General features: G+C 60.8%; 13 protein-coding genes. 4 read left to right on the top strand and 9 right to left on the bottom strand.

The window, feature by feature from the left end:
• Positions 1-7: 7 nt before the first annotated feature.
• Together JFT85_RS26570 and JFT85_RS26565 are read left to right on the top strand one after the other, a co-directional pair.
• The gene (locus JFT85_RS26570; RefSeq protein WP_201230711.1) at positions 8-883 is read left to right on the top strand and encodes an SMP-30/gluconolactonase/LRE family protein; all 876 of its coding nucleotides are present in this window, start codon (positions 8-10) and stop codon (positions 881-883) included.
• A 14-nt stretch (positions 884-897) separates the two neighbouring features.
• Complete coding sequence (locus JFT85_RS26565) at positions 898-1,794, top strand: aldose 1-epimerase (RefSeq protein ID WP_201230710.1); 897 nt, start codon at positions 898-900, stop codon at positions 1,792-1,794.
• 57 nt (positions 1,795-1,851) lie between these two features.
• Here JFT85_RS26565 and JFT85_RS26560 read toward each other — a convergent pair whose 3' ends face one another.
• The 5 genes from JFT85_RS26560 to JFT85_RS26540 all read right to left on the bottom strand — a co-directional run bounded on the left by JFT85_RS26560 (position 1,852) and on the right by JFT85_RS26540 (position 7,220).
• The gene (locus JFT85_RS26560; RefSeq protein WP_053256974.1) at positions 1,852-3,006 is read right to left on the bottom strand and encodes an HlyD family secretion protein; all 1,155 of its coding nucleotides are present in this window, start codon (positions 3,004-3,006) and stop codon (positions 1,852-1,854) included.
• Positions 3,003-4,649, bottom strand: coding sequence for an MFS transporter (locus JFT85_RS26555; protein ID WP_053256975.1), 1,647 nt, complete (start codon positions 4,647-4,649; stop codon positions 3,003-3,005). Before JFT85_RS26555 ends, JFT85_RS26560 begins: the two co-directional genes overlap by 4 nt.
• A gap of 126 nt (positions 4,650-4,775) precedes the next feature.
• The gene (locus JFT85_RS26550) at positions 4,776-5,588 is read right to left on the bottom strand and encodes a sulfite exporter TauE/SafE family protein (protein ID WP_053256976.1); all 813 of its coding nucleotides are present in this window, start codon (positions 5,586-5,588) and stop codon (positions 4,776-4,778) included.
• The gene (locus JFT85_RS26545; RefSeq protein WP_053256977.1) at positions 5,589-6,833 is read right to left on the bottom strand and encodes an NAD(P)/FAD-dependent oxidoreductase; all 1,245 of its coding nucleotides are present in this window, start codon (positions 6,831-6,833) and stop codon (positions 5,589-5,591) included.
• Positions 6,834-6,884: 51 nt separating this feature from the next.
• Positions 6,885-7,220 (bottom strand): ArsR/SmtB family transcription factor, encoded by a 336-nt coding sequence (locus tag JFT85_RS26540; protein ID WP_053256978.1) that lies wholly within the window; start codon positions 7,218-7,220, stop codon positions 6,885-6,887.
• Between the two features lie 107 nt (positions 7,221-7,327).
• Between JFT85_RS26540 and JFT85_RS26535 the strand changes: the two genes are divergently transcribed.
• Positions 7,328-8,191: an MBL fold metallo-hydrolase gene (locus JFT85_RS26535; RefSeq protein ID WP_053256979.1), complete on the top strand. Its 864-nt coding sequence runs from the start codon at positions 7,328-7,330 to the stop codon at positions 8,189-8,191.
• Between the two features lie 4 nt (positions 8,192-8,195).
• Here JFT85_RS26535 and JFT85_RS26530 read toward each other — a convergent pair whose 3' ends face one another.
• The 4 genes from JFT85_RS26530 to JFT85_RS26515 form a co-directional block, all read right to left on the bottom strand.
• Positions 8,196-9,410 (bottom strand): HD-GYP domain-containing protein, encoded by a 1,215-nt coding sequence (locus JFT85_RS26530; protein ID WP_053256980.1) that lies wholly within the window; start codon positions 9,408-9,410, stop codon positions 8,196-8,198.
• 25 nt (positions 9,411-9,435) lie between these two features.
• The gene (locus JFT85_RS26525; RefSeq protein ID WP_201230708.1) at positions 9,436-11,061 is read right to left on the bottom strand and encodes a methyl-accepting chemotaxis protein; all 1,626 of its coding nucleotides are present in this window, start codon (positions 11,059-11,061) and stop codon (positions 9,436-9,438) included.
• A 184-nt stretch (positions 11,062-11,245) separates the two neighbouring features.
• Positions 11,246-11,473, bottom strand: coding sequence for a hypothetical protein (locus JFT85_RS26520; RefSeq protein WP_084375795.1), 228 nt, complete (start codon positions 11,471-11,473; stop codon positions 11,246-11,248).
• Positions 11,474-11,635: 162 nt separating this feature from the next.
• Positions 11,636-12,118 carry an Lrp/AsnC family transcriptional regulator gene (locus JFT85_RS26515; protein ID WP_053256983.1) on the bottom strand — a complete coding sequence of 161 codons (483 nt, stop codon included), beginning with the start codon at positions 12,116-12,118 and terminating at the stop codon, positions 11,636-11,638.
• A gap of 194 nt (positions 12,119-12,312) precedes the next feature.
• Here JFT85_RS26515 and JFT85_RS26510 point away from each other — a divergent pair, with 194 nt between their 5' ends.
• On the top strand, positions 12,313-13,548 hold the full coding sequence (locus JFT85_RS26510) for a 3-methyl-2-oxobutanoate dehydrogenase (2-methylpropanoyl-transferring) subunit alpha (protein WP_053256984.1): 1,236 nt from the start codon (positions 12,313-12,315) through the stop codon (positions 13,546-13,548).
• Position 13,549: the final 1 nt, after the last annotated feature.

The raw sequence follows: 13,549 nt of genomic DNA, 5'->3' as shown, positions 1-13,549 counted from the left end.
AGTGACCATGAGTGCTGAATTGATTGTTGACGCCCGCAATGCCGTGGGCGAGTGCCCGGTGTGGGTGCCGCAGGAAAACGCGCTGTATTGGGTGGATATCCCCAACGGCGGCCTGCAACGCTGGAACGCCGCGACCGGCCACATCGCCGCCTGGAAAGCGCCGCAAATGCTTGCGTGCATCGCCCGCACCACCGCGGGCAATTGGCTCGCCGGGATGGAAAGCGGTTTTTTCCAACTCACCCCGCACAACGATGGCAGCCTCGACACCACGCTGCTGGCGAGTGTCGAGCACCCGCGCCCGGACATGCGCCTCAACGATGGCCGCTGTGATCGCCAGGGCCGTTTCTGGGCCGGCAGCATGGTGCTCAACATGGGCTTGAACGCGGCCGAGGGCAGCCTTTACCGCTACGCCTCAGGTGCGGCGCCGCAGGCTCAGTTGAGCGGCTTTATCACCCTTAATGGCCTGGCCTTCAGCCCTGACGGCCGCACGATGTACGCGTCGGACTCCCATCCGCTGGTGCAGCAGGTCTGGGCCTTCGATTACGACATCGAAACCGGCACGCCATCCAATCGCCGCGTGTTTGTCGATATGCAGCAGTACCCCGGGCGCCCCGATGGCGCAGCGGTGGATGCCGACGGCTGCTATTGGAGCTGCGCCAATGACGCCGGGCTGATTCACCGCTTCACCCCCGAAGGGCGCCTCGACCGTTCCCTGAGCGTGCCGGTGAAAAAACCCAGCATGTGCGCCTTTGGCGGCAGCCGCCTGGACACGTTGTTCGTCACCTCGATCCGTGACGACCAGAGTGAACAGTCGCTGGCCGGTGGCGTATTCGCCCTGAACCCTGGCGTGCAGGGCCTGCCCGAACCGACCTTTGCCCTCTAGTGGGTTGGACTGCGATGCTGATTGAACTCGAAGATAACCTCACCCAGCTCACCCTGGCTCCGGCCGTGGGCGGCAGCATCGTCAACTGGCGTGTGCGCGCCACCGGGCAGCCGCTGTTGCGACACACGGATGAGCATGCGCTGAACAGCGGTTTGCCGGGCAAGCTGGGCTGTTATCCCTTGGCGCCCTGGTCCAACCGAATCGCCCAAGGCGGTTTTGACAACCCCACCGGCTGGCTGGGCCTGACGCCCAACAGCCCTACCGATCCGCTGCCGATCCATGGCTCAGCCTGGCAACAGGTGTGGCAGGTGCTCAGCCAGACGGCGGATGAAGTGGTGCTCGAATCAGTGTGCGACACACCGTTCGCCTACCGCGCCGAGCAGCGGTTTCGCTTGAATAATGGTGAGCTGAGCATCGCGTTGCGCGTCACGCATCTGGCTGAGCATGCGGCGTGGCACGGTTTGGGCTTGCATCCCTACTTGCCGCGTCAGCCAGGCACACGGTTACAGGCCAGGGCGAAGCAGGTGTGGTTGAGTGATGCGTCGAAGCTGCCGACCGGGCTGGCGCCGATACCGCAGGATTGGGACTTCACGCGCTCAAAAACGCTGCCCGCAGGCCTGGTGGACAATGGGTTTTGCCAATGGGACGGGCATTGCCGGATTGAGCAGCCGGAGTTGGGGTATACGCTGGAATGCCGGGCGACCGGCGCCGATTACTTCCTGCTGTACTGCCCGCCGGGGTTGGGGTTCTTTTGCATTGAGCCGGTGAGCCACCCGGTAAATGCCCATCATCTGCCGGGGCGGCCCGGCCTCAGACTGTTAGAACACGGCCAATCAATCCAACTCGATTTCAGCCTCGACTACCATCCAACGGTGGAAGCGGGTGCGCGCGCGAATGCCGTGGATCGCTGACACACCCAGCGACTGACACAGCGCCTTCGCGAGCAAGCCCGCCGCCACACGTGCGTGTCAGGGCGGGGTGTTTTTCAGGCGCCCTGCCGTGTCGATACTCACCACCACCGACAACCCTGGCCGCAGTCGCTCGATCTCGGCCTGGCCGGGGTCAACCGTAATCCTCACCGGCACCCGCTGGGCAATCTTCACAAAGTTGCCGGTGGCATTGTCCGCCTGCAACAGGCTGAACTCCGACCCGGTCGCCGGGGAAATATGCTGCACCGTGCCGTGAAACTTGCGATGGTTCAGCGCATCCACGGTGAAGGTCACCGGCTGGCCAACCTGCACATTGTCCATCTGGGTTTCTTTCATATTGGCAATCACCCACAACTGGGGTGGCACCAGGGCCATTAACTGCGCGCCGGAGTTGACGTAGGCGCCGAGGCGCACGCCAATCTGCCCCAGTTGCCCGTCACGCGGCGCGATGATGCGGGTGTTGGCCAGGTCGATACGCGCCAGTTCCACGGCCGCATCGGCACTTGCCACCGCAGCTTCCAACGAACCGCGATTGACGATTACTGTTTGCAGGTCCTGCCGGGCGATGTCCAGGCTGGCCTGTGCCTGGGCGACCGCTGCGACGGTCTGCGCATTCGCGGCGCGGGCCACGTCCAGCTCACGCCTGGACACCGAACCGTCGCTGATCAGCGCTTCATTGCGGCGCAGGTCGGCAGTGCTTTTGCGCGCTTGGGCCTGGCTGTCCACCAGTGCGGCCTGGCGCAGTTTGATCGTCGCTTCGGCGCTGTTGCGTTGCTGCACCACGTTGGCCAATGAAGCTTTCTGCACGGCCAGTTGCGCCAGTGCCTGGTCGAGACGCTGTTTGTAGATGCGATCATCCAGGCGTACCAACAGGTCGCCGGCCTTGACGAACTGGAAGTCCTGCACCGGCACTTCATACACATAGCCGCTCAGTTGCGGGCCGATAATCGTCACCTGCCCGCGCACCAACGCGTTCTCGGTGGTTTCCACCGCGCTGCTGAACGGTGGCAACTGCCAGGCATACAGCACGATCAACACACCGACGATGGCGATTGCGGCAAAGCCCAGCGACGAGATGATGCGTACCCGCAACGAGCGCGGCTCGGTGACCGATGCACCCGGCGGCGTGCTGCCTTCGGGGGTGGACGCGATGGCGTTAGTGGTGGTCGTGGTGCTGGTGGTCGGTTCGGTCATGAAGTAACGCCGCTGGGTTGAACGGGAGGGGCTGCGGTCTTGGTGGTACTTATCAGCCACAGACTGCGGATAAAGATCCAGAGCATGGTGAGGATCGCGATGATCGCGATCAGCATGAACACATCGTTGTAGGCCATCACGTTCGCTTCACGCGTGGCCGCCGTGGCCAGGCTGCGGATGCCCATCAGGTTGCGCAGTTCCGGGTCGGCGATCACGCCGCCATAGGCCGAGCCGCCGCTCTGTACCCGTGCGGCTACACGCGGGTCAAGCAGGGTCAGGTGCTCGACGATCATGCTAGAGTGGTATTTCTCGCGCACGATCTGGAAGGTGCCCAGCAAGGCCGCGCCAATCAGGCCGCCCAGGTTCTGGCAAATGCCGAACATCACCGAGAAACTCACCAGGTTGCGCGGGTTGGTCAACACGTTTTTCGTGCCCAGCACCATGGTCGGCCCGAGAAAGAAGGTGCCGCCAAAGCCTAGCAGGAACTGGCTGATGTAAAGGTTTTGCGGGCGGGTCAGGTTGCTGGAGAAGCTGTCCATCACCGAGCCCGTGGCCATCAGCGCGAGGGAGATGATCAACGGCATCAGCAAGTGGGCCGGGTTGATCGTCAGCGCACTGACCACCAGCCCGGCAATCGCCCCGGCCAGCATCACCACATACAACGTGTGCATCTGCTGGTAGCTCATGTTCAATATCTGCATGAACCCCACGGCACCGGTGGACTGCTCGGACAGCACCATGCGAATCAACACCACCGCCAGCGCCAGGCGGATCATCACGCCACTGCCCAACCAACGGGTCATCAGCAACGGGTTCTTGCGGTTATGCTCGATGGCCAGGCCGGCCATGATCAGCACCAGCGAACAGGCCGAGGCCACGCCGATCCACGGTGCTTCCAACCACCAGTCGATACGCCCCAGGGACAGCACCGCACAGAGCAGTGCCACGCCGCTGGCGAGGATACCGAAGGTGAGGAAATCGAGTTTTTCAAAGGTCTTGAAGCGATCGCCGGGCGGCAACTTGAGCAGAAATACGCAGCCCAGGCAGATCAGCGCCAGGCCCAGTTCAAACAGGTACAGCCCGCGCCACTCGGCGATTTGCAGCAAATCTTCGGAGAACAGGCGCGCCAGCGGCAACGCCAACTGCGCGGTGCCCAGCCCCAGCACCAGGGCTTTCATGCGCCACTTCGCCGGGAACGCCTGGATCATGTAGTACAAGCCCAACGAACTCAGCGCCGCCCCCACCATGCCGTGGGCCGCTCGCACGGCAATGGCCGAACTGAGGTCGTTGACGAACAAGTGGCCGAAAGTCACCAGCGCATACAGCACCAGGAACACCTCGGTAAACGCACGCAAACCGAACTGCTGGCGGAACTTCACCAGCAGCAGGTTCATGCACACGTTGGTCATGACATACGCGGCGGGCAGCCAGGCCATCTCGGCGGTGGTCGCGCCGAGAGCACCCTGCAGGTATTGCAGGTTGGCGATCACCAGGGCATTGCCCAGCCCACCGGTAATCGCCACCAGCACGCCGACCAGCGCAAACAGCCAGCGCTTGTGCGTGGGGTGCAGCGGCGTCGACGGCGAGCCGGGCAGGCTCGGTCGCTCGTGGGGCTGCCAGGTGTGGGGGGTGTATTTATCCATTCGGTGACCTTGATGAGCCGACGTGCAAGGTCGGTAAACCACTACTCAGGGACTAGTAAACCTGAGCGGCGTTCATCTTGCCATGGCACATGTGTACACGCGCCCACAGTTGGACGGTATTCCAAGTCAGGGTGAGAGTGTTGCCTTGATGAGCATCCCGACCGCCACCACCCCACACAGGCTGGCAAACCCCACCTGCAACGTGCGTGCACGAATCATCGAACACAGGCGCCTGCCGGCCACCATGCCGACCATACTCGCACCGATAAACACCCAGCCCATGGGTTCGATGCTGACACCGGCATGCAGCGCGCCGACCACACCGATCAGCGAAATCAGGCTGATTACCATCAACGAAGTGGCGACGATACCGCGCATCTGCACATCGGTGAGCTGCTTGAACGCGGGCACGATCAGGAAGCCACCGCCCACGCCGAGCAAGCCCGACACCGCGCCGGTTACCGCGCCGAGCGCAGCCAGAGTGGCCGTGCACTTGGCGGTCCAGGCCAGGCGCCCGGTCTGTTGATCCAGCATGCAGTTCTTCTGGCCCCACGAAGCCGCGCCGTGGTCACTGGGGCCCGCTTCAACCTTTTCACGGCGCAACATGCGCCAGGCCACCAGCACCATCAACGCGCTGAACAACCCCATCAGCAGGTGCTCCGGCAACTGGTGAGCGACAAACACACCCAGCGGTGAAAACAGCGCGCCGAGCAACGCAATCAACAACGCGGCACGGTAGCGCACCAGGCCGTGACGCAACCCATGGATCGCCCCGACCGCCGCCGCCGCCCCCACGGCGAGCAACGACACCGGCATCGCCTGGGTCATGGTCAAGCCCAGCCCCAGTACCAACGCCGGCACCGCGAGGATGCCACCGCCCGCGCCAGTCAGACCCATGACCAGGCCCATCAATAATCCCAACATGCTCGCCAGCAGCATTTAATCCACCTTGCTCAGGCGGGTCAGCCACTCGCGGCCCTTGAGCATGCCGTTCCAGTAGAACCACGGCAACAACGTGGCCTTGAGGAACCACATCGAGCGGCGCGACTGGGTCGGGTCCAATGGAAAGGTCGGCAGCAGCTTGCCGCCGTAGCCGAACTCGGCCAGTACCACCTTGCCCTTCTCCACCGTCAGCGGGCAGGAACCATAGCCGTCGTACTTGAGCGGCAGCGGCGCCTGCTTGCGCAGGGCCAGCAGGTTTTCTGCGACCACCACAATCTGCTTGCGCACCGCGGCGGCCGTTTTGGCATTGGTGGTAGAGCACACGTCCCCCAGACCGAAGATGTGCGGGTAGCGCAGGTGCTGCAAGCTGTGCGGGTTCACTTCGCACCAGCCGGCAGCATCGGCCAGCGGGCTTTGGCGGATGAAGTCCGGGGAAACCTGCGGCGGAACCACGTGCAGCAGGTCAAAGGTTTTCTCTTCAACCGTGACAGTGCCCTCGGCGTTCTTGACTTCGAACCAGGCCTTGCGGGCGGGGCCATCAACCTTGACAAGGTTGGAGTTGAACGCCAGGTGCGCGTGGTATTTCTCGACGTATTTCATCAGCGGCGGCACAAAGGTGGCCACGCCAAACAGGGCCGCCCCCGCCAGGTTGAATTCAACGTTGATGTTGTTCAGGTGGCCGCGCTTGAGCCAGTGATCGCAGGACAGGTACATGGCTTTTTGCGGCGCACCCGCGCATTTGATCGGCATGGCGGGCTGGGTGAAGATCGCCTTGCCGCCCTTGAGTTGCTGTACCAATTGCCAGGTATAGGCAGCGTGCTGATAGCTGTAGTTGGAGGTGACGCCGTTCTGGCCGAGGGTGTCTGCCAGGCCTTCGACTTTCTCCCAGGCCAGGCGCAGGCCGGGGCACACGATCAGGTTGTTCCAGCTGACCCGCTGGCCACTGTCGAGCACCAGGGTGTGTTCGTCGGGCAGCAATTCGCTAACGGCGGCCTGCACCCAGGTGACGCCATTGGGCAGCACATCCGCCAGCGGGCGTCGGGTCTTTTTCAGGTCATACGCGCCGCCCCCCACCAAGGTCCAGGCCGGCTGGTAGCTGTGATGGTCGCTCGGTTCAATCAGGAGGATGTTCAACTGCGGGTCGCGCTTGAGCAGGCTGGCCAGCAGGCCGATACCTGCCGAGCCGCCGCCGATGACTACGATGTCGCCACTGATGGTAGGGCCACAGTGTTGCTCGGTCATGGTCTTTTGCCTTTTATAGTCAGTGCACACAAGGGTCGCTGCCGTATGGCGTCACGCCCAGCTTTTCATCACCGCGCCGCAGTACAGCCCGGACAAGGTTTTCATCACTTGAATCACTTCGTGGCTGGCCAGCCCGTAGAAAATGTATTTGCCTTCCCGACGGGTGGCGACCAACCCTTCGTCACGCAAAATGCCCAACTGTTGAGACAGCGTGGGCTGGCGAACGCCGGTCATGGTTTCCAGCTCGCCGACGTTGCGCTCGCCTTGGGTCAGTTGGCACAAGATCAACAAGCGGTCTTCATTGGCCAGCGCCTTGAGCAAGGAACAGGCCTTGGACGCCGACGCGCGCAGTTGGGCGACTTCGCCCTCACTCAGAGTAGATTCCATTTGCCTTGGGTCCTTTACGTCACTTAAGCTCAAAACATTATGTGTAATCGTAAACTGATTGTAACCACATTTTCTTCATGATTTTTTCCTCAGCAGGGACAGCCGCCATGCCAGCGTTGATTCAAGCCTTTCTGGACGAGGCATCGTCGACCTTCACCTACGTCATCTATGAAAACGACGGTGGCCCATGCGCCATCGTCGACTCGGTGCTCAACTACGACCCGGCGGCCGGGCGCACGGATACGGCCCAAGCCGACAAAGTCATCGCCTTTGTGCGCGAGCATGGCTTGCAGGTGCAATGGCTGCTGGAAACCCACGCCCATGCCGACCACCTGTCCGCCGCGCCCTACCTGCGGCGTACGCTGGGTGGCAAAATCGCCATCGGCGAGTCGATCAGCAAGGTACAGGGCGTGTTCAAGCACCTGTTCAACCTGGAGCCGGAGTTCCGCGTCGATGGCTCGCAGTTCGACCACTTGTTTGCGCCGGATGAGATCTTTCATATCGGCCACCTGAAAGCCCAGGCATTGCATGTGCCCGGACATACCCCGGCCGACATGGCGTATTTGATCGACGACCGCTTGATCCTGGTGGGCGACACCCTGTTCATGCCCGACGTCGGCACCGCCCGCTGCGATTTCCCCGGCGGCGATGCGCGCCAGTTGTATGCGTCGATGCGCAAGCTGCTGGCCTTCCCGCCTGAAACCGAACTGTATGTGTGCCACGACTATCCGCCGCAAGGCCGTGAGGCCAAGTGCCTGACGACCGTGGCGCAACAGCGGGCGGAGAATATTCATGTGCATGATGGGGTCGATGAGTCGGCGTTTGTCGCGATGCGCACCCAACGCGATGCCGGATTGGGGATGCCGACGCTGTTGCTGCCGGCGATCCAGGTGAATGTGCGGGCGGGGCATATGCCGCCAGCGGAAGAGAATGGCGTGGTCTATCTGAAGATCCCGTTGAATCAGCTGTGAGCGGCTAATCGAAATAGGACCCTTTGGGGTGCGGGAGCCCCGACCACAACTCGTCGATGTGCTTGAAGCCCCACTCCTCCGCGCTCTCGCGCGCAACAATCTTGTCGGGTTGCTTGGCCAGATTGACCACCACCTGGGCAATAGGCAAACGGGAGCGTACGGAAAAGAACACCTTTACCAGCGGCGTGAGCAGTGAAGTGGGGGTTTGTTCGATAACCACGCCGATACGGCCGCTCTCCAGGCGCACCAGGGTGCCTACCGGGTAGATGCCCATGCACCGCACAAACGCCTGAAACACCCTCTCGTCAAAATGGCCTTTCCATTCGGCCATTTTCTGAATCGCCTCGGCGGGTGCCCATCCGCGCTTGTAGGGGCGCTCGGAGGTGATGGCGTCGTACACGTCACACACAGCCCCCATTTGCGCGAACAGGCTGATCTGGTTCTGGACCAGCCCGTGCGGGTAGCCGCTGCCATCGCATTTTTCATGGTGATGCCAGCACACATCCAGTACCAGTGCGCTGATCTGTGGGCATTGGCGCAGCATGCCTGCGCCTTGCGCCGGGTGCTCGCGCACCGAGGCGAACTCTAGCTCGGTCAACGCCCCAGGTTTACTCAGGATCGCCTCGGGAACGACCATTTTGCCAACGTCGTGAAACAACCCGGCCAAACCCGCTTCCTGGATCATGGCCGGTGACATTTCCAACTGGCGCGCCAGTGCGATCATCAACCCACACACGGCCACCGAGTGCATGTAGGTGTACTCATTCGCGGTCTTCAGGCGGGCCAGGCTCAGCAACGCATGGGGGTGTCGCAGCAACGACTGGGAGATGTCGTCCACCAGTTGGGTCACCTGCGTAGGGTCGACCGCACCGCCCATGCGCAACTCCCCGAACATGGTGATAACGGCACGCTTGGCAACCCCGCATAACTTTACCGCGCGGGCCACTTCCGCCTTCATCTCGTGGCGGGTCAGCACTTCCCGGGGCTTGGCCGGCGCGGGTGCAGGTTGCACCGTGGCCTCTAAAACGGGGGCCACGTCGCACCCCTTGAGCGTGTCAATCCATACATCTTGAACCTGCGACGCCTGCAGGCGTTGCAGGTCCTCAGTGCGCTCCAGTAAAAAATGATTCTTCCAAAAACCGTGCTCGATCCAGGCACCCTCGAGTTTGTGGATATACATGCCCAAGATCGCTTGCGCCGCTGGAATGCGTTTCAACATAGGCCAGCCCTCACTGCGTGCACCGTCAGGCTATCGAAAAACGGGCCACGATGTGCTTGAGATCCATCGCCAGTTTCGACAGCTCGTGACTGGCAATGGAGGTCTGCCCGGCGGCCGACGAACTCTGGATCGACAGGTCACGGATGCTGATCAGGTTCTGATCCACCGAGCGGGCCACCTGCGCCTGTTCCTCGGAGGCCGTCGCGATCAACAGGTTTCGGTCATTGATATCGGCAATGGCCTCGGTGATCTGAATGATGGCCTGGCCGGCTTCGTGCGCAATTTTCAATGAATCTACCGCTTCACTGCGGTTCATATTCATGGAGGCGACAGCGTCGCTGGAGCAGGTCTGGATCTTCGCGATCATCTGCTCGATTTCCTGCGTCGAGGTCTGCGTCCGGTGAGCCAATGCGCGCACTTCATCGGCCACTACCGCAAAGCCGCGGCCCTGCTCACCGGCGCGTGCGGCTTCAATGGCGGCGTTCAGCGCCAACAGGTTGGTCTGTTCGGCAATCGAACGGATCACTTCCACCACCCGCGCAATGTCCTGCGCCTGCCTGGCCAGGCCTTCGACTTCCACACCGGTCTGCTGCACCGTGGTGCTGAGTTTTTCAATCGCAGCGATGGTCTGCGTGACACGCTCCTGGCCGATTTTCGCCGAGCGCTGGGAATCCTGGGTCGATTGGGAGGCCGAAACGGCATTGCGCGCCACTTCCTCCACGGCAGCCGTCATCTGATTGACCGCCGTGGCGGCCTGATCGGTTTCCTGGCTTTGGCGCTCAATACCTGCGCTGGACTCACGGGTAATCGAACTCATCTCTTCGGCAGCCGAAGCCAATTGCCCGGAAGCTTCGGAGATGTTCTGCAAGGTGGTCTTGAGGTTCATCTGCATGGCCGCCGTGGATTGCTGAAGCGCCGTTAGCTCATCCTTGCCATCCACGGTAATCGCCACGCGTAGGTCGCCTTCAGCGATCTTCGCGGTCGATACGAGCAATTCACGTACCGGTTTAATGATACTGCGGGTAAACAGGCCGGCGACTGCCACGGCCAACAGCAGTGAAACCGCCATCAGCCCCCAGGTAAACAGACGCGTCGCCGTGTGCTCGCTGGCGGCGACCTGCACGGCCTGCTGCGAGCCGCGTTCGTTGAACTGGATCAATTCGCTGATCGAACCCTGTACCTTTACGGCGATGGGGCTCAGCACGTCATGCATGTAGACCGCGAGCCGTGCAGCGTCCCCAGTGGCAGCGAGCGCAAGAAAGCCGTCGACCTGCTGGTTGTAACTTCGAATACCACTGAGGACCTCGTCATATTTAGCCTGCTCCTCGGCACTCGACACCATGGCCGCATAACGCTCGGTGACCTTGGTCAGGTCGGCCCGGATGCTCTGGATTGTCTCCGGTGAGCCTTGAGTTTTCATGACCACATCCATTGCAAAGCCGCGCAACTCCAGGCGCAGCTTATACAGTGCCGAGTCGATTTCCCCGGCCAGACGAACACTCGGCAGCCAGTTGGTTTCAATTTCAACCGTCGAGGCATAAATGGTATCGACTTTTACCAGCGTCATGCCCCCCTGAATTAATAGCAGAAGGCACACGACGCCAAAACAAAGGGCGGCACGGAGGTTTAACTTCACGGATCTCATGGACATATCTACTCACCTCTTGCCTGGTCTTATTAGTTAAGTGGCCTATAGCTACCATCGTGTGTAGTCATGTGTGAAAAATATGTGAGCACTCACGTAAAAATTTATTATTTCGGCAAACAACGTTCAGACTTTTCTGTTACTTAGCTAACAAACAAAGTTGCCCAATCCTTGCGTACAACCCGCTAGGTCACTCGACTTCAGCCTCTTCACTAAGTAGCGAATACATCGCATTACAGGAGCGATCACAGTTTCGGCCGACCGTTTCCAGGTGGCGTTTCAATGACGCACTGATCGGCGGCGGCAGGCAACTTAGCGTTTCGATCAGCGCGGCCATATCTTCCAGCGCTGCGGCAATAGAAAGCTGAGTTAGATTAAAGTCGTAGAGCGCACGGCATATTAATTGCTGATTATCCATGACGTATCCCGCCATTTAAAAGTTCAGCTTAGCAGGTGCGTTGGAACGCTCAGATAAAAGTTCAGGTTATATTGATAAGCCTCAATAAAAAGATGGAAACGTCTCTGCACACAGTCAACCTATGACTCGGCAGCACAAGGTAGCGCCGCCGTCAACCTTCAATCAGACCATCAAACCATCCGGCGGCAGCGGCAACGCCGTCTTATAGCGCACTTGTTTGAGCGCAAAGCTTGAGCGGATGTTGGCCACGCCCGGCACCTTGGTCAGAAAGTCCATCATGAAGCGTTCCAGTGACTGGATTGTTGGCACCAGCACGCGGATCAGGTAGTCCGGGTCGCCGGCCATCAGGTAGCACTCCATGACTTCCGGGCGGTTCGAGATCGCGCCTTCAAACTGCTGCAAGGCCAGTTCGTTCTGCTTTTCCAGGCTGACATGGATGAACACGTTGACATGCAGCCCGAGCAGATCCGCATCGAGCAGCGTGACCTGGTCGCGGATCAGGCCCAATTCTTCCATCGCCTTGACCCGGTTGAAACACGGCGTGGGTGAAAGGTTGACCGAACGGGCCAGGTCGGCGTTGGTGATGCGGGCATTCTCCTGCAAGGCGTTGAGAATGCCGATATCGGTACGGTCCAGTTTACGCATGAGACAAAATCACCTGTTTATTATGGTTATGCAGTTTTTTTATCCGCAAATGACCGCGAGCGCAACGAAACACAGATAAATATTCTTCTACGCCACGCCTATGATGTTTGTAGGACAAGATTTCTCCTACCCGGAGACTGACTGTCAGCTAGCGCGCCCACTACAAGAATTCACAAGATCGAGCGTAGAAAGCCATGAATCAGCCATATGCACCATTGCGCCTGCACGTTCCCGAACCCTCGGGCCGCCCAGGCTGCAAGACCGACTTTACCTACCTGCGTCTGACCGACGCCGGCCTGGTGCGCAAACCCGCCATCGATGTAGAACCCGCCGACACCGCCGACCTTGCAAAAGGCCTGATTCGCGTACTGGACGACCAGGGCCAGGCCCTTGGCCCGTGGGGCGAAGGTGTACCGGTCGAGATCCTGCGCAAGGGCATGCGCGCCATGCTCAAGACGCGGATTTTCGACAACCGCATGGTGGTCGCCCAGCGTCAGAAAAAAATGTCGTTCTACATGCAAAGCCTTGGCGAAGAAGCCATCGGCAGCGCCCAGGCCCTGGCCTTGAACATCGACGACATGTGCTTCCCCACCTACCGTCAGCAAAGCATCCTGATGGCCCGGGAAGTGCCACTCGTCGACCTGATCTGCCAACTGCTGTCCAACGAGCGCGACCCGCTCAAGGGCCGCCAGTTGCCGATCATGTACTCGGTCAAAGACGCCGGTTTCTTCACGATTTCCGGCAACCTTGCCACCCAGTTCGTACAGGGTGTGGGCTGGGGCATGGCCTCGGCGATCAAAGGTGATACCAAAATCGCCTCGGCCTGGATTGGCGACGGCGCCACCGCCGAATCCGACTTTCACACCGCCCTCACCTTCGCCCACGTCTACCGTGCGCCGGTGATTCTCAACGTGGTCAACAACCAGTGGGCGATCTCGACCTTCCAGGCCATCGCCGGTGGTGAAGCCACCACCTTCGCCGGACGCGGCGTCGGTTGCGGGATTGCCTCCCTGCGTGTGGACGGCAATGACTTTATCGCGGTGTACGCCGCCTCCGCCTGGGCCGCCGAGCGTGCGCGCCGCAACCTCGGGCCGACCCTGATCGAGTGGGTCACCTACCGCGCCGGCCCGCACTCCACCTCCGATGACCCGTCCAAATACCGTCCCGCCGACGACTGGAGCCACTTCCCGCTGGGCGACCCGATTGCCCGTCTCAAGCAGCACCTGATCAAGATTGGCCAGTGGTCCGAAGAGGAACATGCGGCGGTCAGTGCCGAACTGGAAGCCGAAGTCATTGCCGCACAAAAAGAAGCCGAACAGTACGGCACCCTTGCCGGCGGCCAGATTCCAAGCGCCGCGACCATGTTCGAAGACGTCTATAAAGAGATGCCGGAGCACTTGAAGCGCCAGCGTCAAGCGTTGGGGATCTGAC

It is taken from the genome of Pseudomonas sp. TH04 (assembly GCF_016651355.1).
GTDB classification, from domain to species: domain Bacteria; phylum Pseudomonadota; class Gammaproteobacteria; order Pseudomonadales; family Pseudomonadaceae; genus Aquipseudomonas; species Aquipseudomonas fluorescens.
The sequence above is the reverse complement of the archived record's forward strand: the minus strand, read 5'-3'. Positions and strand labels throughout refer to the sequence as shown.